Origin of the sequence: Rhodanobacter sp. MP7CTX1, from assembly GCF_014205795.1 — a bacterium.
In the GTDB taxonomy this organism is placed as follows: domain Bacteria; phylum Pseudomonadota; class Gammaproteobacteria; order Xanthomonadales; family Rhodanobacteraceae; genus Rhodanobacter.
This window is the reverse complement of the sequence record NZ_JACHCN010000008.1, coordinates 104,535-124,508: the sequence shown is the minus strand read 5'-3', so window position 1 is coordinate 124,508 and position 19,974 is coordinate 104,535. Positions and strand designations below refer to the sequence as shown.

The 19,974-nt window shown below is 62.3% G+C and carries 12 protein-coding genes; 5 read left to right on the top strand and 7 right to left on the bottom strand.

Annotation, left to right across the window (positions count from 1 at the left end; all coding sequences use genetic code 11):
* Positions 1 to 354: 354 nt before the first annotated feature.
* Positions 355 to 3,021 (bottom strand): magnesium-translocating P-type ATPase, encoded by a 2,667-nt coding sequence (mgtA, locus tag HDE77_RS11830; RefSeq protein ID WP_184417534.1) that lies wholly within the window; start codon positions 3,019 to 3,021, stop codon positions 355 to 357.
* Between the two features lie 113 nt (positions 3,022 to 3,134).
* The gene (locus tag HDE77_RS11825) at positions 3,135 to 3,419 is read right to left on the bottom strand and encodes a hypothetical protein (RefSeq protein ID WP_184417533.1); all 285 of its coding nucleotides are present in this window, start codon (positions 3,417 to 3,419) and stop codon (positions 3,135 to 3,137) included.
* 156 nt (positions 3,420 to 3,575) lie between these two features.
* On the opposite strand from HDE77_RS11825, the gene HDE77_RS11815 reads away from it, so the two are divergent.
* The 3 genes from HDE77_RS11815 to HDE77_RS11805 all read left to right on the top strand — a co-directional run bounded on the left by HDE77_RS11815 (position 3,576) and on the right by HDE77_RS11805 (position 4,824).
* Positions 3,576 to 3,809 (top strand): hypothetical protein, encoded by a 234-nt coding sequence (locus HDE77_RS11815; RefSeq protein WP_184417614.1) that lies wholly within the window; start codon positions 3,576 to 3,578, stop codon positions 3,807 to 3,809.
* Between the two features lie 153 nt (positions 3,810 to 3,962).
* A complete protein-coding gene (locus tag HDE77_RS11810; RefSeq protein ID WP_184417531.1) occupies positions 3,963 to 4,346 on the top strand; it encodes an MliC family protein in 384 nt (127 codons plus the stop codon).
* 241 nt (positions 4,347 to 4,587) lie between these two features.
* On the top strand, positions 4,588 to 4,824 hold the full coding sequence (locus tag HDE77_RS11805) for a hypothetical protein (protein ID WP_184417530.1): 237 nt from the start codon (positions 4,588 to 4,590) through the stop codon (positions 4,822 to 4,824).
* Positions 4,825 to 5,002: 178 nt separating this feature from the next.
* Here HDE77_RS11805 and HDE77_RS11800 read toward each other — a convergent pair whose 3' ends face one another.
* Together HDE77_RS11800 and HDE77_RS11795 are read right to left on the bottom strand one after the other, a co-directional pair.
* Positions 5,003 to 5,875: a lysophospholipase gene (locus tag HDE77_RS11800; protein ID WP_343206105.1), complete on the bottom strand. Its 873-nt coding sequence runs from the start codon at positions 5,873 to 5,875 to the stop codon at positions 5,003 to 5,005.
* A 129-nt stretch (positions 5,876 to 6,004) separates the two neighbouring features.
* A complete protein-coding gene (locus HDE77_RS11795; protein ID WP_255482685.1) occupies positions 6,005 to 8,020 on the bottom strand; it encodes a trypsin-like peptidase domain-containing protein in 2,016 nt (671 codons plus the stop codon).
* Between the two features lie 202 nt (positions 8,021 to 8,222).
* Between HDE77_RS11795 and HDE77_RS11790 the strand changes: the two genes are divergently transcribed.
* Both HDE77_RS11790 and HDE77_RS11785 read left to right on the top strand, forming a co-directional pair.
* Positions 8,223 to 12,794: a DEAD/DEAH box helicase gene (locus tag HDE77_RS11790; protein WP_184417529.1), complete on the top strand. Its 4,572-nt coding sequence runs from the start codon at positions 8,223 to 8,225 to the stop codon at positions 12,792 to 12,794.
* A 16-nt stretch (positions 12,795 to 12,810) separates the two neighbouring features.
* Complete coding sequence (locus tag HDE77_RS11785) at positions 12,811 to 12,969, top strand: hypothetical protein (protein WP_184417528.1); 159 nt, start codon at positions 12,811 to 12,813, stop codon at positions 12,967 to 12,969.
* Positions 12,970 to 13,053: 84 nt separating this feature from the next.
* Here the strand turns inward: HDE77_RS11785 and HDE77_RS11780 are convergent, their stop codons facing one another.
* The 3 genes from HDE77_RS11780 to glk all read right to left on the bottom strand — a co-directional run bounded on the left by HDE77_RS11780 (position 13,054) and on the right by glk (position 19,545).
* Complete coding sequence (locus HDE77_RS11780) at positions 13,054 to 15,357, bottom strand: family 20 glycosylhydrolase (protein WP_184417527.1); 2,304 nt, start codon at positions 15,355 to 15,357, stop codon at positions 13,054 to 13,056.
* Positions 15,358 to 15,519: 162 nt separating this feature from the next.
* On the bottom strand, positions 15,520 to 18,357 hold the full coding sequence (locus HDE77_RS11775) for a TonB-dependent receptor (protein ID WP_184417526.1): 2,838 nt from the start codon (positions 18,355 to 18,357) through the stop codon (positions 15,520 to 15,522).
* A 102-nt stretch (positions 18,358 to 18,459) separates the two neighbouring features.
* Positions 18,460 to 19,545: a glucokinase gene (gene glk, locus HDE77_RS11770; RefSeq protein WP_184417525.1), complete on the bottom strand. Its 1,086-nt coding sequence runs from the start codon at positions 19,543 to 19,545 to the stop codon at positions 18,460 to 18,462.
* Positions 19,546 to 19,974: the final 429 nt, after the last annotated feature.

The window sequence follows — 19,974 nt, the reverse complement described above, 5'->3', positions numbered from 1 at the left end:
GTTGACCTTTTAAGGTAGGACGCTGATTTCAAGAGCTCCTCACTACCATCACTGAAACGCGCATCCGCCACCAAGTTGCCTACATGACGAATACGATTTTTTTATAGTAGGTAGCCTTCATTTTTAAGTCACTCACTGGCAATTCGTGAACTTCTCACCGAAATCTCCCCACCCAAATCTCGATGAGTGCCGCTGCCGAAGCACAACCACTTCAGGGGCAGGGCCTCGTCAGAGGCACGTTGCCCACCACGCCTCTACTGCGACGCATTCGCCCAACGTAGACCCCGGCACGACATGCTCTATTCGAAGACGGTCAGGTCGGCCAGATCCCTGGGGAAGAGAGCTGCGTTCCAATCAGAGCCACCGTCCATAGCGACGGATGTAGATTGACTTCACCAACTGGGTCAGAACGCAGTAAGTGAACAAGGTCAGCGCAATCCAGGCAAAGTACACCGGCGGCAGCGCGACCATACCGAACTTCGCGCCCAATGCCGTGAACGGCAACACGATGCCAACGAGCATGGCTGCCGCGGTCAACCCCAATACCGGCGCAGCTGCCGTGCTCTGCAGGAACGGGATCTTGCGGGTGCGGATCATGTGCACGATCAAGGTTTGCGTCAGCAGGCTTTCGACGAACCAGCCGGACTGGAAGAACGACTGATGTGCGGGCCCGTTCGCACCAAAATAATGCCAAAGCAGCCAGAAGGTGGTGATGTCGAAGATCGAGCTGACCGGACCGATCCACACCATGAAGCGTCCGATGTCGCTGGCATCCCACTTGCGCGGCTTGCGCAGATATTCCTCGTCCATCCGATCGAAGGGGATCGACAACTGCGAGGTGTGGTAGAGCAGGTCCAGCACCAGCAGCTGCAGCGGCAACATCGGCAGAAACGGCAGGAACGCGCTCGCTATCAACACCGAGAACATATTGCCGAAGTTCGAGCTGGCGGTCATCTTGATGTACTTGATGATGTTGCCGAAGGTGACGCGGCCTTCGATCACGCCTTCTTCCAGCACCATCAGGTTTTTTTCGAGCAGGATAATGTCGGCCGACTCCTTCGCAATATCGGTAGCCGTGTCCACGGAGATGCCCACGTCCGCCTCGCGCAACGCCGGTGCGTCGTTGATGCCGTCACCAAGGAAACCCACGGTGTGACCCTGGCGCTGCAACGACTTCACCACGCGCGCCTTCTGCAGCGGTGACATCTTGGCGAACACCGTCGTGCGTGCGACCAGCGCATCCAGCTCGGTGTCGTCGAGCGACTCGATGAGCCCGCCCTGAGTCGAGTGCTCCACATCCAGGCCCACTTCGCGGCATATCTTTCGCGTCACCGCTTCGTTATCGCCGGTGAGCACTTTTACCGCGACGCCATGGTGGTGAAGCGCGGCAATGGCGGTGGCGGCCGTGTCCTTTGGCGGGTCGAGAAACGCCAGGCAGCCCACGGCGATCAACCCGCTCTCATCGGCAACACTGTAAGCACGATTCGTCGGCGGCTGACGTTTGATCGCCACCACCAGCACGCGCAATCCGTCCTCGTTGAGATGATGGGTCATCGCCTTGATCTGGGCGCGCTTCTCGTCGGTCATCGGCAGGATCCGATCGCCCGCCTTCGCATACGCACAGATCGAAAGCATTTCCTCGACAGCGCCTTTGCACACCAGTAGCTCCTGGCCATCGCCATCGCCTACCACGACCGACATGCGACGGCGCTGGAAGTCGAACGGGATTTCGTCGACGATGTTGTAATGCGCAGCGGTGGGCTCGAGGTCTCGATGCGACAGTACCGCTTTGTCCAGTAGATTCTTCAAGCCGGTCTGGAAACGGCTGTTGAGGTAGCCGTATTCCAGCGCCTCTTCCGACTCCTCGCCGCACAGGTCCAGGTGTCGCTCCAGGACGATCCTGTCCAGCGTCAGCGTGCCGGTCTTGTCGGTGCACAACACGTCCATCGCGCCAAAGTTCTGGATCGCGTTGAGACGCTTCACCACCACCTTGCGGCGCGACATGGCGATGGCACCCTTGGCGAGATTCGCCGTGACAATGAGCGGAAGCATCTCCGGCGTCAGTCCAACCGCGACGGACAATGCAAACAGAAATGCCTGTCCCCAGTTTTGTTTGTCCAGACCGTTGATGATGAAGACGATCGGCACCATCACCGCCATGAAGCGGATCAACAGCCAACTGACGCTCTTGACGCCACGGTCGAAGCTGGTCTGCACACGTTGACCGACGACGGTACGCGCCAGCGAGCCCAGATAGCTGCGCGGGCCCGTGGCCACGACCACCGCCGCCGCCGTGCCGCTGACCACGTTCGTGCCCATGTAGCAGACTGTGGCGAGATCCAGGGGACTGTCGACTGCGGTCTGCCCCGTCGCGTCCGGAAGCGCTCCATTCTGCAGCGCCGACTTCTCAACCGGCAGCGATTCACCCGTAAGTATGGCCTGACTGATGAACAAGTCTTTCGCACTGAGCAGGCGCAAGTCGGCAGGTACCATGTCGCCAGCGGCCAGATGCACAATGTCGCCAGCGACGATTTCGCCGACCGGCACGTCGATGCGTTCGCTATGACCGTCCGAGGCGCGACGTGTCACCGTGGCCGTGTTGCGCACCATCGCCTTCAGCTTTTCGGCAGCTTTCGACGAGCGGTATTCCTGACTGAAGCTGAGCAGCACGCTGATCGCCACCATCACCGAGATGATGGTCGGGCCAGTCAGATTCGTGGGGTCCGTGGCTAGCTGCACGCCAGCCAGCACCAGCAGCACGACAATGAACGGATTCTTGAACGCGCGCAGCAACTGGAGCAACCAGTGCGGTGGCTTCTCGTGCGACACCTCGTTGAAGCCATCGCGATCCAGCCGCTCGGCGATCTGTGGTTCATCGAGGCCGGCGATGGTGGAATCCAATGCGGCGAGCAGTGCGTCGTTGGCGCGGAACGCCTCCAGCGCGACGGCAACCCGCTGCGGAGCGACTGCGTCCTTGCTGGCCACCTTGTCGGCGCCGGCCCGAATGGAATGCTTGATCATGACTTGCTTCCGTGAATGCGGTGACACGTACGGCGGGCGAGCAAGTCGGTCTAATCAGATCGCGTAAGGCCACGCATCGGCGCCAAGCCCTTCGCCGCAGCCCGCGACATATGTCAAAGGCCGCAGATCACCCGAAAGTTCATCACCGGATGATCTGGCGCCCATGCGCCGCTGACAATCACGATGGCCGCCATGGCACGCCCGTGCCTATGCGCGCAGCGAGCGGGGAATGTTGCCACGCGTTGGCGTAAAGGCTCTATATGCAGATGGGCCACGCTGCGTAAATTTTCTGCATTTTCTCCGACTGCGACATGACGAGAGAAGACGTCCTTTCGTGCTGAGAACGACTCTCTCAAGAGCGCGCTGAGAATGAGTCCTTCAGGATCAAGACCGGACAAGGACGGGCTGCCATTCCTGGAATAACACCGGAGCCAGTGGGAGAGTGAAGAGGCAACGACCATCGGCGGACAAGCCGGTGCGGAGGGTCAACGCAGCCCGAGGATGGCGCGCGCACTGGCACGGAAGCGCCGGCTGAGGTCTAACCAGTTTGCGTCGTGCAGCACGACTTCGGCATGACCCTGGAACAGCACGTGGACTTCGCGGACTCGTTCCACGTTCACCACCGTGCTGCGATGAATGCGCAGGAAGTGATTTTAGTCGAGCGACTCCTGCAGGTGGCGCAGCGTTTCGAGATGCAGGAAGCGCGTTCCGCCGACATGGCGGCCGTGCCGGCACCGGCGCTGCGTGCCTCGCGCGTGTCACCCGTTGAGGCCACTCGCTCGGCGTGAATGAAATCTTGCGTCATTTTTTGCAGGGCAGCGAACGAGTGTCCGTTCCGTGCGCGTTCTACGAGAGCTCATGCAACTGCCTGGCAAATGCCCACAGACGGAAACTTCGATCTGCGGCATGATGTCTGCGGTGCAACCCCATAGGTCTCGGCCATGAAAACTCTTTCGTTGCTGTACACCGTGATGTTTCTGCTTCCATCGCTTGCCGCGGCCTCGAGCGAAAGCCTGTCGTTTCCAGACGTCGTCGTCGCGAACAAGCAGGTCAGGGCCTATCAGTGTGACCGCAACAAACGAATCAGCGTTTTGTATATCAATGCGACCGACGGCGATTCGTTTGCCTACCTGTCGGTCGATGGCGCACGGCATGTATTTGTCACGGTGATGTCCGGGTCCGGCGCGAAGTACGCGTCGGGTCCCTACGTATGGTGGACCAAAGGCCCACTGGGCAATCTCACCCGGGAGGGTGATTCTGGCGCACCACCACTACTGGCGAACTGCGTTGAACAGTCCCAAGCGCCCCGGCACGCCGCCCAGTAAGGCAAGCCGACGCGACGGAGGCCGGCTTGAGCCTCGTACCCCGTCAATCCCCGCCCAGATCACGTACGCGCTGATGGACAGCATAAGTAGGCGAGCGCCTACACCATGCCGAGTCAGTCGCCGCTTCAGTCGGCTACCCGTTGCTAGCACTCTATGCACGCCCGGGAAGTCAGGACGATGCCACGTCGCGAACGGCTGAACCGATGCACCGGGCGCTCTCTCTTCACGCGAGGCCGCGGTCATGCATTCACCGATTGTCTATTCAATCAGGGAGCAGCCCGCGGGCTTGTGGGGCGTTTGCTGCGGTGACAACGTACTGTATGAGGCCGAACAGATCGGAGCAGCGATCAAGCTCGCTCGCGAAGCCGCCCATGATGAGTACCAGCGCACCGGCCACAGCGTCACCGTTGAGCTTCCCTGCCTGCTGGATACGATCTCGCTTGCGCGCTACGCGCGCAGCGGTACGGGTTTGCCATAGTTCGGCTGTCGCCGGCATCTACGCTCGCAGCGTCATTACTTGGGCTTCGCTATGGCCCGCCATGTTGTAAGGCACTTCAGTGGCTCGGGCACGGTTTTCGATGACATCGGATATCGGAAAACTAGCTTGAACCGGCGGATCTCTCTACGCCGGCGCAGCATAATTCGCCAAGCGCCGCTCACCCCGCATGCCGGCCCAGCCAATCGGACAGCTGCATCAGTACCTGGCTGCGTCCCGGTTCGGATTCGTTGAACAGCTCGTGATAGAGCGTTGAAAAATACCGGGTGGTCAACTGGCGTGTCGGCGCTGCCTTCTTCGAGAACGCACGGCTGCCCGAGGGATCGACCAGTTCATCGCTATCGGCGACCAGCAGCAGTGTGGGTATGGCTAGTTTGGCCGCGTCAGCAATGCAGGCCGGACCGGCGCGGAAGATGAAATTCGCCAGTCGCGGGGTGATCCAGCCCGTACGCAGCGAATCCCTGCGATAGGCAACGACCACGGCTTCGTCGTGCGAGATCTTCTCGAACTTCAACCCATTGCGCAGCGGCAAATTCGGTGTGATGTGCGTCAGCCGGTGGGCCAGTCGTTGCAGCCACGCCGACTCCCAGGTACGCAGCGCGGGCGACGACAGCAGCAGCGCCGGTGGCGTGATACGACCATCCAGCACGGCGCGCACGGCCACCAGGCCGCCCATGCTGTGGCCGAGCAGCAGCGGGGCGTGCGGTAAACCGTTCATGTAGTCGATATAAACCGTGGCCAGATCTTCCAGCAGATCATCGCCATCCCGCAGCGCGCCGCGCTGGCCAGGCGTCTGTCCGTGGCCGCGCTGGTCGTAGCTGCGCACGGCATAGCCGCGCTGATTGAACCATTGCGCCAGACGCTCATAGCGGCCGCTGTGTTCGCCCAGCCCATGCACGATCAACACGGCGCCGCGGGCCTGCGGCGTCGCCCAGTCACGCAGAAACAGCTGCTGGCCATCGGCCATAGCCAGCCAGCTTGTGCTGCCGTCCGCGTCGCTATCCTGCGACGCCGCTGGTACCCGTTGCTCCACCCGCTGCCCTCCCTGCTACCCAAGTTGGTTACCGTAACCCGATCGGCCCGTGCTGCACAGGGTGCTCGCTAACCCGATGCTGGCCAGGCAAGCCATGACCAGCAACGATGGCGTCGACACCGAGCAGGGTCAGTGCTCGTCGACGTGCAGATTTTTCATGAGCAGGTCGAGCTTGGCTTTCATGGCGGCCTGCGGTTGCGTCCCCTCGACAGCGTAGACCGCGCTGTAGAGCACCGCAGGCGCTGCGCCCGCCGACGCATCGACAACCGCCGAGATGCTCATCTCGTCGTTGTCGCTCTGGGCGACCCCATCGTACGGGTGCAGCTGATGCGCAAGCTTGTTCCACTCGCTCTTGTACTCGTCATCAAGGTCAGCGGAAGGTGCCACATGCCGCAGGATGCTGATCCGGTCCGGATCAGTGGCATTGGCGGCCACGCGCACGTTGCCCACGTCCCACACCACCTTGCCATGGTCGTCGAAGTAGCCAAACCCCAGCGTCAGCTCGCTGTTCTGCTCGATCTTCTGCAGCTCCGGCGTGAAGGAGAACGCCAGCCGCTTCGAGCTGTAACCGAAACGATGGCCGTAGTCGAAATCGATCTTGAGGTCCTTGAACGCCGCCGGCAGCAGCGCAGTGTTTTTCAGGTAATCCTTCCACTGCGCCAGCGTGCCGTTGTAAGCCACGCTGACGAAGTCCGTGATCGCATTCAAGTCGGCCATGCTGTCGTATTCGTGCCCTGGCGAGGCAAAGCGCAACATCGTCACATAGCCATCGGGCACCGGCAGCGAGAACGCGATCACCCGTACATTCATGTACGGCATTGGCCATACGCGCACCTGCCAATGCCGCTGCCATGCATCGGTGTGGATCGTGTCGCTGGTCGGCTTGCCCAGCGAGGTGATCTTCACCCGCTCGGTGCCGACATCGCGCTGCAGAAAGCCCACCTTCGACAGCTGCTGCATCAGCACCGCCGGGTTGCCGTAGAGCTCGCTAGCCGGCAGGTTATCCGGCTTGCGCAGATGAAACATGAAGTTGTGCCCGACGATGCCGGGTACCACGTACCCGTTGGCAGACAGCGAAATTTTTTGCGCCGGTTTGGCCGACAACCCCCATTCGCCACTGCTGCTGCGCGTGATCAGTGCCGGAAAGCCGCTTTGCCAGGGCACGCTATGCAGCAGACGGCTGGAGCCTTCGCCGTGCGGGAAGAGTCGCTCCGGTTCCTTGCTCAGTAGCGCCTTGAGCTGCATATCCGTATAGGCGTCGAACCGCTGGCGGAAAGCCGCACTGAATTCGGCGAAACTCATCGGCAGCGCGAACTGCTGCTTGAACGTGCCGTTCTGAACCGAATCGAAAATGTCGAGCTGGTAAGGCATCCGTGTATCCATCACGGCCAGGTGATCCGGCGCCTTCAGCACATCGTTTATCGACAGCGCGTAGTTGAGGTTTTCATTGGCCGATTTCATCAGCACGATGCCGATCAGCTTGCCATCCTTGTCCAGCAGCGGGCCGCCGCTGTTGCCCGGCGACGCGGCTGCCGAAAAGCGCATCCATTTCCAGCGGCCGTCCTGATCTTCTGGGGTGTCGGAGGTATACAGACCGTCGCGAATCACCACGCCGGTGCCCAGCGCATTGCCAACGGCATAAACCACTTCGTTCAACGCCGGTTTTGGATTGACCTCCAGCGCCGCCGCGTTTGCAGGCTGTTCGGCCAGCGAGAAGACCACGAAATCCTGCTGCAGGGAGTACTTTTCGATCTTGTCGATCGCATACACATGGCCAGTGGCGTCGCGCAATGCGGGATTACCCCACAGGCTGCCGATGCCGATCTGCAGCACATGGGCCGCCGTGACATAGCGATTATTGCCGAGCGCGAAAGCGGTGCCGATCGAGAAGTATTTGTCGCTGCGTTCCTGATACGGCAGCAGTTCCAGCGGCAACGGCTTTTCGTACGTCAGGGGATCGTTGACCGGCTTGGCGGCGACCACCTCGAACGTGGCCGCCTGGATCTTCGGCAACACCTCAGGATCCAGGCTGGCAGCACGGACAGCGCTGACACCACAAACCCCAATGAGCAGAATCAACGCCAGCCGGCGGCACATCGGCATCAGCGTGCCGGTTCTCCGCAGAACCACTTCCAGAACGTGCATGGGCATCCTTCACATGAAGGCCGTCGCCGGAATCCCCGTCGGGAGTCCTGAGTTGCGACGGCCGCAGCTGAATATTGACATGGCGGCGTGACGCTTGCAGTGCCATCTTCAGCGGCGGCCCCGGCAGCCGATTGACCACGCTGAAGACGGCCCCATATATGATGACGTGACCCTCCGCTCGCCGCCGCACAGGCAAATCCCGATGAGCCTGGACCCCTGCCCCCTGGACGATTTCCACCCGGCCGTCGCGGCCTGGTTTCGTCACGCGTTCGCCGCGCCAACCGCGGCGCAGGCGGCGGCCTGGCCGTCGATCCGAGCCGGCAATCACACGCTGGTGGCCGCACCGACCGGTTCGGGCAAGACGCTCACCGCATTTTTGGCGGCGATCGACGCACTGGTGCGTGAGGGTGTAGCGAATGGTGGCGTGCTGGCCGATGCCACCACGGTGGTTTACGTGTCACCGCTGAAGGCCCTCTCGAACGACATCCATATCAATCTGGAAGCGCCACTGGAAGGCATCCGCGCCGAACTCGAGAAGCTCGGATTGCCTGACGTGGCGATTCGCACTGCCGTGCGCACTGGCGATACCCCGCAGGCCGAGCGCACACTGTTGCGCAAGCAGCCGCCGCATATTCTGGTGACTACACCGGAATCGCTGTACGTACTGCTTGGCTCGGACTCCGGTCGCGCGATGCTGGCCGGCACACGCTCGGTGATCGTCGATGAAATTCACGCGATCGCCGGCAGCAAGCGTGGCTCACATCTGGCGCTGTCGCTGGAACGGCTGGAGTCGCTGTGCCAGCGGCGCTTGCTGCGAATTGGCTTGTCGGCGACGCAGAAGCCGATCGGGGAAGTGGCGCGGTTTCTGGTGGGTTCGGACGATAGCAAGGCGCTCGCCGTTTCTGCTCCTCCCCCCGCTCGCAGAGGAGAGAGCACCGCACCTCTGTGCACCATCATCGACGTGGGCCACACCCGCGCGCGCGATCTCGCGATCGAGGTACCACCCGTCCCACTCGAAGCGGTGATGTCGAACGATTGCTGGGAGCTGGTCTATGACCGATTGGCCGCGCTGGTACAGACACATCGCACCACGCTGATCTTCGTCAACACGCGGCGGATGGCCGAACGTGCGGCGCGGCATCTGTCCGAGCGGCTTGGCAAGGAAACGGTGACCGCGCATCACGGCAGCATGGCGAAGGAGCAGCGCCTGGATGCCGAGCAGCGGCTCAAGCGCGGCGAGTTGTCTGTGCTGGTAGCGACCGCGTCGCTGGAGCTCGGCATTGATATCGGCGACGTCGACCTGGTCTGCCAGCTTGGCTCACCGCGTTCGATCGCCGCGTTTCTGCAACGTGCCGGCCGCTCCGGCCACAGCATCGACGGCACGCCGAAAGCACGGCTGTTTCCCACCACCCGCGACGACCTGATCGAATGCACGGCACTGCTGGACTGCGTGCGTCGTGGCGAGCTGGATGCGCTGATCATGCCGCCGCAGCCGCTGGACGTGCTGGCCCAGCAGATTGTCGCCGAGGTCGCCTGTCAGGAATGGAACGAGGATGCGCTGTACGCGCTGGTGAGTCGCGCCCATCCGTATCGCAACCTCGCACGCGGCGATTTCGACGCCGTGGTGCGCATGCTGGCTGAAGGTTTCACTACCCGGCATGGCGCGCGCGCCGCCTATATTCATCGCGATGCGGTGCATAGCCAATTGCGCGCGCGCCGCAGCGCCCGCCTCACCGCGCTGACCTCGGGCGGGACCATTCCCGATACCGCCGACTACAAGGTGGTGCTGGAACCGCAGGCGATCATCGTCGGCACCGTGAATGAGGACTTCGCGGTCGAGAGCATGGCTGGCGATATCTTTCAGCTCGGCAACACCAGCTATCGCATCCAGCGCGTCGAACGCGATCGGTTGCGTGTGGAGGATGCGCACGGCGCGCCGCCGAGCATTCCGTTCTGGCTGGGCGAAGCGCCCGGCCGCAGCAATGAATTGTCGCTCGGCGTATCGCGGCTGCGCGATGAGATCGCAGCACAGCTCGATGCGGGCGGCGTAACGGCCGCGCAGGCATGGTTGAACGGACAACTCGGCCTGGGCGAGGCCGCCGCACAGCAACTGGTCGACTACCTAGCTCGTGCGAAGGCCGCGTTGGGCGTGCTGCCGACCCAGCACACGCTGGTGCTGGAACGCTTCTTCGACGAATCCGGTGGCACCCAGTTGGTGATCCACACACCGTGGGGCAGCCGTATCAATCGCGCCTGGGGGCTGGCGTTGCGCAAGCGCTTCTGCCGCCAGTTCAACTTCGAGCTGCAGGCCGCCGCGACAGAGGATGCGATCGTGCTGTCCCTGTCGACCAGCCACAGCTTTCCGTTGGAGGAAGTCGCGCGCTATCTGCACTCGAACACCGCCGAGCATGTGCTGGTGCAAGCACTGCTCGACGCACCCCTGTTTCCGGCGCGCTGGCGTTGGAACGCGGTTACGGCTCTGGCGCTGCCGCGCTACTCCGGCGGCAAAAAAGTACCGCCGCCGTTGCAGCGGATGAAGAGCGAGGATCTGCTTGCCGCGGTATTTCCCGATCAGGTCGCCTGTATCGAAAACATCGTCGGCGAGCGTGAGGTTCCCGACCATCCGCTGGTCAACCAGACCATGCACGACTGTCTGCGCGAAGCGATGGACGTGGATGGTTTACTGCAGATCCTGCACGGATTGGAGGACGGCAAAATCAGCGTGGTCGCGCGCGATCTCACTGGGCCCAGTCCACTCGCTGCCGAAGTATTGAATGCCGCGCCCTACGCGTTTCTCGACGATGCGCCGCTGGAAGAACGCCGTACCCAGGCCGTGCAAAACCGCCGCTGGAACGAGAGCAGCAGTGCTGACGACCTCGGTCGGCTCGATCCCGCCGCGATCGAAGCGGTGCGCGACGAGGCATGGCCACAGGTTCGCGATGCAGACGAGATGCACGAGGCGCTGACCTTGCTGGGTTTTGTCACCAGCGACGAAGTACGAGCAAATCATGGTTGGCTCGAGCGACTAGAGGTATTGGCCAATGCACAACGAGCCACGCGGCTTGTTGTAGGAGCGCACCCTGCGCGCGATTCGGCGGTGCCGCAAGAGCCATCGCGCACAGGGTGCGCTCCTACACATACAGCCGTGTGGGCGTCTGCGGAGAACTTGCCGCTCTTACGGGCGGTGCATCCCGAAGCGTCTATGCAGCCTGCGATTGCTGTCCCGACTGAATATGCCGCCCAGGCATGGACTCGCGACGACGCTCTGCTCGAACTCGTGCGCCGTCGTCTTGGCGGCCTCGGTCCGATCACCCTGGCGGCGTTGGTTCAATCGCTGATGGTTGAAACCAGCGACATCGAACTCGCATTGACCCGGCTGCAGTCCGAAGGCTATGTGATGCAGGGACACTTCACCGCCGACACCACCGACACCGAGTGGTGCGAGCGGCACTTGCTGGCACGCATCCATCGCTACACGATCGGCCGGCTGCGCCGCGAAATCGAACCGGTCAGCCGGCGCGAGCTGATGCGTTTCCTGTTCGACTGGCAGCACGTTTCATCGACCACCCGGCTCAGCGGGCCAGACGCTCTCAGCGCCACGCTCGCCCAGCTCGAGGGCTTCGAGGCAGCGGCGGGTGCATGGGAAGCGGAAATCCTGCCGATGCGTATCGAGGACTATTCGATCAGCTGGCTGGACGAGCTGTGCCGTGCCGGCCGGATCAGCTGGAGCCGACTGCGTACCGGAAGCGGTGGTGGCGGTGGCCCGGTACGCAGCACGCCGATCGTGTTGTTGCCGCGACGTAGCATGGCCGTCTGGACGTCCGTCGCATCCGGGCCCCATCCACAGGAGATCCTGCTGTCCTCGCGGGCACAGGCAGTAGCAGACGCGCTACAGGAAGCGGGCGCTCTGTTCTTTGACGAATTGCTGGACACCACCCGGCTGTTGCGTACCGAACTGGAAGATGCGCTCGGCGAACTGGTCGCGGCAGGCCGCGTCAGCGCCGATAGTTTCGCCGGCCTGCGCGCACTGCTGCTTCCTGCGGCCAAGCGCGACGGCGGCCGCCATCGACGGCTGCGACGTCACCTTCTCAACGACATCGCGGATGCGGGACGCTGGTCGCTGGCCCGCAACCAGACTCTTCTCCCCGCTGGGGAGAAGATGCCCGATGGGGCAGACGAGAGGCGGGTGCTAGCCGCGAAGCAAAGCGGGGCTCGCCTGGAGAGACCGTCCCGCAAGGCCGCCCCCTTACCCCAATCCTCTCCCCGCCGGGGAGAGGGGGCAGAGCCAGACGCGATCGAACATATCGCCCGTACGCTGTTGCGCCGCTACGGCGTCGTCTTCTGGAAACTGCTGGAACGAGAAGCACCATGGCTGCCCTCGTGGCGCGAATTGCTGCGCGTGTATCACCGGCTTGAGGCGCGTGGTGAAATCCGCGGCGGACGATTCGTCGAAGGCCTGGTCGGCGAACAGTTCGCGTTACCCGAGGCGATCGCACCGTTGCGCGCCGTGCGTCAGCGAGCCGATGACGGCGAGCTGGTTTGCCTGAGTGGCTGCGATCCGCTGAACCTGGTCGGTACTGTGCTGGTGGGCGACAAAGTGCCGGCCCTGGCCGGATCGCGCGTGCTCTATCGCGATGGTGTACCAGTAGCAGCGCTGATCGCTGGAAAATTCGCGCCGCTGATCGAATTGTCCGGCGCCGAAATCCAGACCGCGAAGCATGCGTTGCTGCGGCATGCGCCGCCATTGCCGGACAAACTGGCAGCAACGCACTAAGCGCCGAGGTCGACCGATGGGATGTCTACCCTTGATGCTGTTGTTTCCACTCGGCTGCGGCGTGCGCTATCTATTGGCCGGACAGACCGGCGCCCTGTGGGGCGCCGGCATCGGTTTTCTACTGGGACTGTTGGCGATGGCCCTGCTCATCAAGGTGTTACGCGGACCTCGCTAGCGCCGATGAGCATCAGAGTTTCAGCCGCCACCGTACAGCGGCGTCGCCCATCGAGCAAAGTGAGCCGACGCAGCGACGGCCTTATCATTTCGTGCCAGTCGGCAGCAGCGCGATGCGCGCCATCGCATAAAGCGGCCCGTCAATCGGTGCAGTGAAGATCAGACACAGCGCGTGCTCGCCATGCTGGGCCGGTAGTGACGCATCGAGCGCAAAGCTACGCCCGGCCTGATCAGGATTCGGCAGCGGCAACGTGGCCAGCACCTGGCCATCGCAACGATCCTGATGCACCACCAGCTCGCCGAACGGTGTGCTGCGTGGCCGCGAGACCACCAGCTTGGCGTCGTGCGCCAGCGCGTAGTTACGCTCGAGCCGGACGGCGTCGACGTGGATTGCCACGACACCATCCATTCGCGTGGCCGGATACAGCTGGCAGCTGTCGAATACATTGATGCTGTAGACCGGTGCCAGCGAAGTGGCATCGGGCATCGGTTGCACGCGCAGGCGGAAATCGCTGCCCGGGCAATTGGGCATTTCGTTGCCGCCGAGGCTGAGCAGGCTTGCCTGGTCCACTACGCGCTGATGTGGTGAAGCCAACAAGCTGCCGTCGACGGCGAACGTGGCCGCGCGCACGGTGACTGGCAACTTCGCCGAAAACGGTGCGTGATACAGCGGCGAGTGCAGATCCGGCACACTGCCATCGAGGGTGTAGTGCAACGCGCCAGCACCGACCTGGTCGGACAAGCTGACCTGCGCCGTGCCGCTAGCCAGTGCGGCGTTGCGATCGACACCGACCTCCGGCGCGAACGCGCTGTCGGCATAGCCGATGCCCTGTGCCCGATAGCGTGCGAACTGCGCCGGCAAGCGGGCAAGGAACCCATGCCAGTCGCGCGATTTGGCCGCTGACCAGTCCACTTCGCTCAACGCATCCAGTCGCGGGAACACGGCGTGTTCAACATGTCCCATCGTCGGCATGTGTTCGGTCCACACATTGGCCTGCGCGCCAAGTACATGCTTCGCCTGCGCCGCGTCGAGCTCTTTCGGTACCGGTTCGAACGCGTAGACGCTGGCCAGATCCTGCACCGGAATGCGCCCGGCGATTTCGTCAGTGCGATCGCTTTGCAACTGGTCGAAATACAGGCCGGGCGCGGGCGACAGCACCACGTCATGCCCTTGCTGCGCCGCTTTGACCGCGCCATCACTGCCACGCCACGACATCACCGCGGCATCCGCCTGCACACCGCCGTCAAGAATTTCGTCCCAACCGATCAAGCGCCGTCCATGCGAGGCCAGGTACTTGCCGACGCGATCGATGAACCAGCCTTGCAGCGCATCTTCGTCCTTCACACCCAGCGCATGCATCTTCGCCTGCACCGCCGGTGAGGCATGCCACTGATCCTTGACAGCCTCGTCGCCGCCGACGTGGATATAGCGCGACGGAAACAGCGCCATCACCTCATCGAGGACGTTGTCGACGAAACCGAAGGTGGCGTCGTCCGCGTTGTACAGGTAGGGATTGACCCCCCAGTCCACCGACACGGACGGGCGCTTGCCGGTGACACCGATCTGCGGGTACGCGGCCACCGCGGCCTGCGCATGACCGGGCATGTCGATTTCCGGTACCACGGTGATGTAGCGGGCGGCGGCATAGGCGACGATCTGGCGGATTTGATCCTGCGTGTAGAAGCCACCGTACGTCGCCGGCTCGCCTTCGTGTCCGGCATCGGGCGGCGTGCGCCACGCGCCGATGCGGGTGAGCTCGGGATAACGCTTGATCTGGATGCGCCAGCCCTGGTCGTCGGTGAGGTGCCAGTGGAATACGTTGAGCTTGTGCTGGGCCATTTGATCGAGCAACTGCTCGACTTCGGCCACCGACTGGAAGTGCCGCACGGAGTCGAGCATCAGGCCACGCCACACGAAGCGCGGTTCATCGCGGATGTGCAGCGCCGGCATCAGCACGGTGCCTTGCTGCGCGTCGGGAGTAAGCAACTGCCACAACGTGATCGCACCATGGAACAGGCCGGCATCGTCTCTTGCGGTGATGCGAATGCCTTGTGGGGTGACATCCAGCGAATAGCCCTCGCTGTTTGCAACCGTCGCGCGTGGATCACGTTGCAGAACGATCGCACCTGCCGTCGCCACGCCCGTTGTCACATGCAGATGCAGTCCGCGGGTGCGACCGATCAGCTCGGCCAGATAGTCCGCGGTATGTCGAGTCGAGGCGTCGTTGTCGGCGACCACGATCGGTGTTTTTTCATCGACCTGGAAGCTGCCGTCGGCTTGATCGAGCTGCGCCGGCAGTGGAGTGAGTGAAGTCGGTGCTGCCGTCGCCCAGGCGATGGACGCGATGCCGCTCAGGGCCACACAAAAGACAAGACGAACAAAATTCATGGCGTGTCCCCACGGCGACCGACGTTCGAGTAGTTCGGGAGAGACGACTGACCCAGCCGCCTGCGTTGCAACTCAATCCCCGAAAAAAAAATGGACCTGGCAAGGGTGCCAGGTCCGATGGGGAAGAAAACCTAAAAGACTTACCTGATGATGAAACGAAAATCAGAACTTGAAGTGCACGGCGAGCATGTAGTCACGCCCGGTCACGTACTGCTCGGACAACTGGGTCTTGCTACCCAGGTACGCGTAGTACTTCGAGTTGAGCAGGTTCAGCGCGCTGAAGGACAACGAGAAGTTCTTGTCGATCTGGTAGCCCAGCGAGGCGTCCAGCTCCTTCCAGCCGTCGATGTACGTGGCCGGTGCACCTGCCACGTAACCGCCAGCCAGGTAGCTGCTGCGCCAGCTATACGAAACGCTCGCGCTGTACGGACCCTGTTCGAAGTACGGCCCGATGCTGTAGGAGTCCTTCGAGTTGTACGGCAACGCGCCGCCCTTCGACGTGGAGGCATTCGAGTAAGTGAAATTCGCCTTCGCGCCGAAGCCGGTGTCGGAGAACGCCTGCTGGTAGCTCAGGGTGCCACCTTCCACCTTCGCGCGACCGCCGTTCACCGGTGCCGTCACGTCGTACTGGCAAACGCCCACGGCCGTGCACAGACCCTGCTGAACCTGCGAGTTGCCGGTATTTTGCGCGTAGCCCGGGATGGTCCAGGAACCGTTGATGCGCTCCTGCGTGGTCGCCGCATTGACGATGTAGTTGAGGACGTCCTTGTAGAAGACCGACGCGGCAAACACGGACTGCTCGCTGAAGTACCACTCAGCCGACGCATTGAAGTTCGCGGAGCGATACGGCTTCAGATCCGGGTTGCCGGCGGTTGCCGTCAGCACCGTGTCATTAGCCTCGAAGTACGGCGCGTACTGGTTGTATGGAGCGTAGGCTATCGTTTCCGAAGCAGCGGCGCGCAGGATGAAGTCCGGCGTGACGTTGTAGGCGATGTTGAACGCCGGCAGCCAGTTGTTGAAGGTCCGGGTCTGACCGACATAGCCAAAGCCTGCCGGGAAGATGCAATCAAACGAATCGGCGGCAGCGCAGTCACCCGGGATGTTGTAACCGTTCGAAGTGATCTCGGTGTGCACGAAACGCAGGCCCAGGTTGCCATGCACGTCGTCGTTGCCGAAGTTCAGCTGAGCATAGGCCGCGCTGTTCTGCTGCTGTACGTTCCAGGTGTCGTCCCAATAGACATTCGCGTCCTTGGCGGCACCGAAACCGGGCGTGCTGAGCACGGCATTGAACAGGGCGGCGGAGCCCGCTGTCTGCACATGGGTCACCATGCTCGGCGACAGTCCCAGGCTTGACATGCCCGACAGGTCGGTCAGACCGCCGTAGCCAATCTGGTTAAGGGTCAGCTGCTGCGCACCCACATAGGCATTCTCGACCTGGCTTTCCCAGTGGCTGGCATAGCGCACGCCGACCAGCAGCTCATTGAAGAAGCTGTCGAAGTCCTTGGTGAAATCGAGCTGGCCATAGGTGTCCTTGGCCTTGTACAGAATCGTCTCTTCGTTGCCGCCCCAGCCATTGTCGGCCCAGTAGTTGGGGTTGTTGGCCGAGAGGGGGTCGGTGTACTGGGCGCCATGGGCAAGCGACCAGTCGAAGCCGCCACCGTAGAAGATTTCCTTGACCACCGCACTCTGCGGGTTGCGCGACGTGCTTACACCGGCCTGACCGCCGAGCGTCCAGCCATCACCGGTGTAAACACCCTGCAGATCCACACCCTTGGTAGTGACCGTCGAGTGGCGGGCATTGTTGTCCGTGTAGGTATTGGCCGTGCTCACGCAATTGGTGCTGTTAAAGCACGGCGTGCCGACCTGGGTACCGCTCGTGATGATGCCGTTCGGGCCTTCCGTCAGGGAGGTGATGCCGGCCGGGTTATGGGTCGCCCACGGATACATGGACTGGTTGACGTTGTCGAGGTTGTCCCTCATGTACATCAGGCCCAGAGACGTCGTGAGATTGTCGACCGGCTTCCACTGCAGGTTGATGTTGACGTCGTCGCGCTTCTCGGTCTGCTGGAAGTTCGCGGCGCTGACCTGGTTCGGGATCAGGTCCGTGCCCTTGATCGTGCCTGCATTCAGCTCGTTCTGGATCGCGAGGTTAGGAACAGGGAGCGCCAACGCAGCGGCGTTCACATCCGACACTTTGGTGTAACCGTAGTTCTCTTCACCTTCGCGACTGGTGATCTGCTCGTAATGCTGGGCGGAGACGTCGATACCGAACGTCTTGTCATCGTTGTGCCAGCTGTAGAAGACCGAGGCATCGGGGCGCGTGTCACCGACCATGTCGTTGTAGTTGAGGCCGACCGAACCCGTCACCGTGTTCGCCGGAACGTCCAGCGGCTTCACCGTGTTCATGAACACGCTGCCGCCAAGGCTGCCTTCGGGCAGGCGTGCTTCGGGGCTGTGGTAGACCTGCAGCGAACCGAGGATTTCCGGCGGCAGCAGCGAGTAGTTGAAGCCCCGGTTCGGGCTATCGCCGAACAGCCACTGCGCCTGTGCCACCGGATGGCCATCGAGGTAGCTCAGGTTGAGGCTCGGATCCATACCGTCGATGCTGACGCGCTGGGTCGCCGGGATGCTGCGGTCGAGCGTCACGCCGGGGATCTGCTCCAGTGCCTCTGCCGCGTTAGTGGCCGGGAACTTGCCGATGTCCGTCGCGGTGATCGCGTCAACGATCGCGTCGGCATTGCGCTTGGTCTCGAGCGACGCCTGCAAGCTGGCGCGGATGCCGGTCACGGTGATGCCAACCAGATTGGTGGCATTTTTGGCGTTGGCTTCGTTAGCCTGCTGGACAGTCTGCGTCGTCGTGGTCGTGGTCTGGGTGGTCGTCGACTGCGTTTGGGCAGCTGGCGCCGGCGTGCCCTGCGTGGTGTCCTGGGCAAATACCGTAGCCGACACGCACAGGCTGGTGATGATGCTGGCGGCTAGCAATGTCTTGCGGTAATTCATGATGTCCTCCCCTCAGAGGTTGCTCGAATCATGACCGGCATGGCGCGGTCGTGGATGTTGTGATGGTTGGTTTGGCGCCGTGTTGCTGGATAAGTGGTCATCTCACGCTCCCTGCCGCTCGTCCAGAAACCAGCTTGCGGCACCAATGACACCAAGCTGGCCGTGCTCGATCAGTCGCACTGAAACCTGTTGCAGATAGGCGCGCATCACGCCCTTGTCGAAATAGCGCGCGGCAAAGGTGCTCGCCAGCAGGAACGGCTGGATCTGCGGCAGGATGCCGCCGGCGAGATAGACCCCACCGCTTGCCCCGTACAGCAACACCAGATCGCCGACGAAGCTGCCGAGCAGGCCGCAGAACACCTGCAGAGCCTCCACCGCCGCCGCGTCGCGACCGGCCAGTGCAGCACCGGTGATCTCGGCCGGCGTGAGCAGGCAGACCGGGGTGCCATGCAGTTCGCACAAGGCCCGATAAAGCTTGAGCAGGCCCGGCCCGGACAACGCGTCCTCGAACGACACGTGCGAACGTTCGCGCTTGAACAGGCGCAGAATTTCAATCTCGCGCTCGGTGCCCGGTGCCAGCGAAATCTGTCCCGCTTCCGTCGCCAGCACGTGCACTCGCGGCTGACCCGGCAGCAACACGGCCGAACCCAGACCGGTGCCAGGGCCCATCACCAGGATCGGCCCTTCTGTCTGCAGCTGGGTCGATTCGATGATCGGCCGTGTCTCGCTCGCATCGATGAATTGCGCGGCGTAGGCGACTGCCTCGAAATCGTTGATCACGGCCAGCCGCTTGATCGCCAGACCGTCGCGGATATCCTGGATCGATACCGGCCAGGGTAGATTCTCATTGATGATGGCGTCGTTCAGCACATATCCGGCGCAAGCCACCGCACAACGATCAATGCGCTTGCGTGCCGACGCATGCGGCGTGCCAGCCAGCTGTTCGACAAAGTCGTGCAGCATCGCGGCGAGGCTGGGCCAGTCGGCGCAGCTATAGCGGTGATAGTGCAAAACGGTAACAGGCCGCTTGCCATCGGCGCTGCCGACGACCAGGCCAATGCGCGCATGCGTGCCGCCCACATCGGCCGCCAGGAACGGCTCATTTGAGCCCGATCCGTTCGACGCCGACGCGGCGGCCGCGGTCGATGACCGCTCCGGCGCATGCCGCTGTTTGGCGAATTCCCCCACTCCACTCTCCCTTACCTACTCTTGCCTCAACCCGATGGCGCCAGCTAACTGCTGCCCGGGTTTGACTTGATAAGGGCCGAGTCTGGGTTTCAAATGACAACGTTGTCAATATGCCTTTCGACTATTTTTCTAACATTCGATATGGCAATGCAACATAACTGTTGTGACGGTTATCGAGGCCGTCCGACTCTCAGCTACAAATGGCTTCATATAGGCGTCTGAGGCGCTGAGGGCTGTAGGGAAACGCCATGTTGCGGCGCCACAAACTCGAGTCAGGATGGCCGTATGGAAGGCTATTGCTGATGTGGATCGCCCCGTTTTTGCAGGACAGGAATTGACAACGTTGCACTTTGCGGCGATTAAGGAGACATTCTATTTGTCCGGTCAGTCTGCCGGCGCCGGCATGGCCGATCATCGGGGGAGAGCACA

Excerpts from the sequence above, each read along its gene's own strand:
- HDE77_RS11810 (WP_184417531.1), top strand. The coding sequence starts at position 3,963 with ATGAAAACTCTTTCGTTGCTGTACACCGTGATGTTTCTGCTTCCATCG.
- HDE77_RS11795 (WP_255482685.1), bottom strand. The coding sequence starts at position 8,020 with ATGCACGTTCTGGAAGTGGTTCTGCGGAGAACCGGCACGCTGATGCCG.
- HDE77_RS11780 (WP_184417527.1), bottom strand. The coding sequence starts at position 15,357 with ATGAATTTTGTTCGTCTTGTCTTTTGTGTGGCCCTGAGCGGCATCGCG.
- HDE77_RS11785 (WP_184417528.1), top strand. The coding sequence starts at position 12,811 with ATGGGATGTCTACCCTTGATGCTGTTGTTTCCACTCGGCTGCGGCGTG.
- HDE77_RS11775 (WP_184417526.1), bottom strand. The coding sequence starts at position 18,357 with ATGAATTACCGCAAGACATTGCTAGCCGCCAGCATCATCACCAGCCTG.
- mgtA (WP_184417534.1), bottom strand. The coding sequence starts at position 3,021 with ATGATCAAGCATTCCATTCGGGCCGGCGCCGACAAGGTGGCCAGCAAG.
- HDE77_RS11790 (WP_184417529.1), top strand. The coding sequence starts at position 8,223 with ATGAGCCTGGACCCCTGCCCCCTGGACGATTTCCACCCGGCCGTCGCG.
- HDE77_RS11805 (WP_184417530.1), top strand. The coding sequence starts at position 4,588 with ATGCATTCACCGATTGTCTATTCAATCAGGGAGCAGCCCGCGGGCTTG.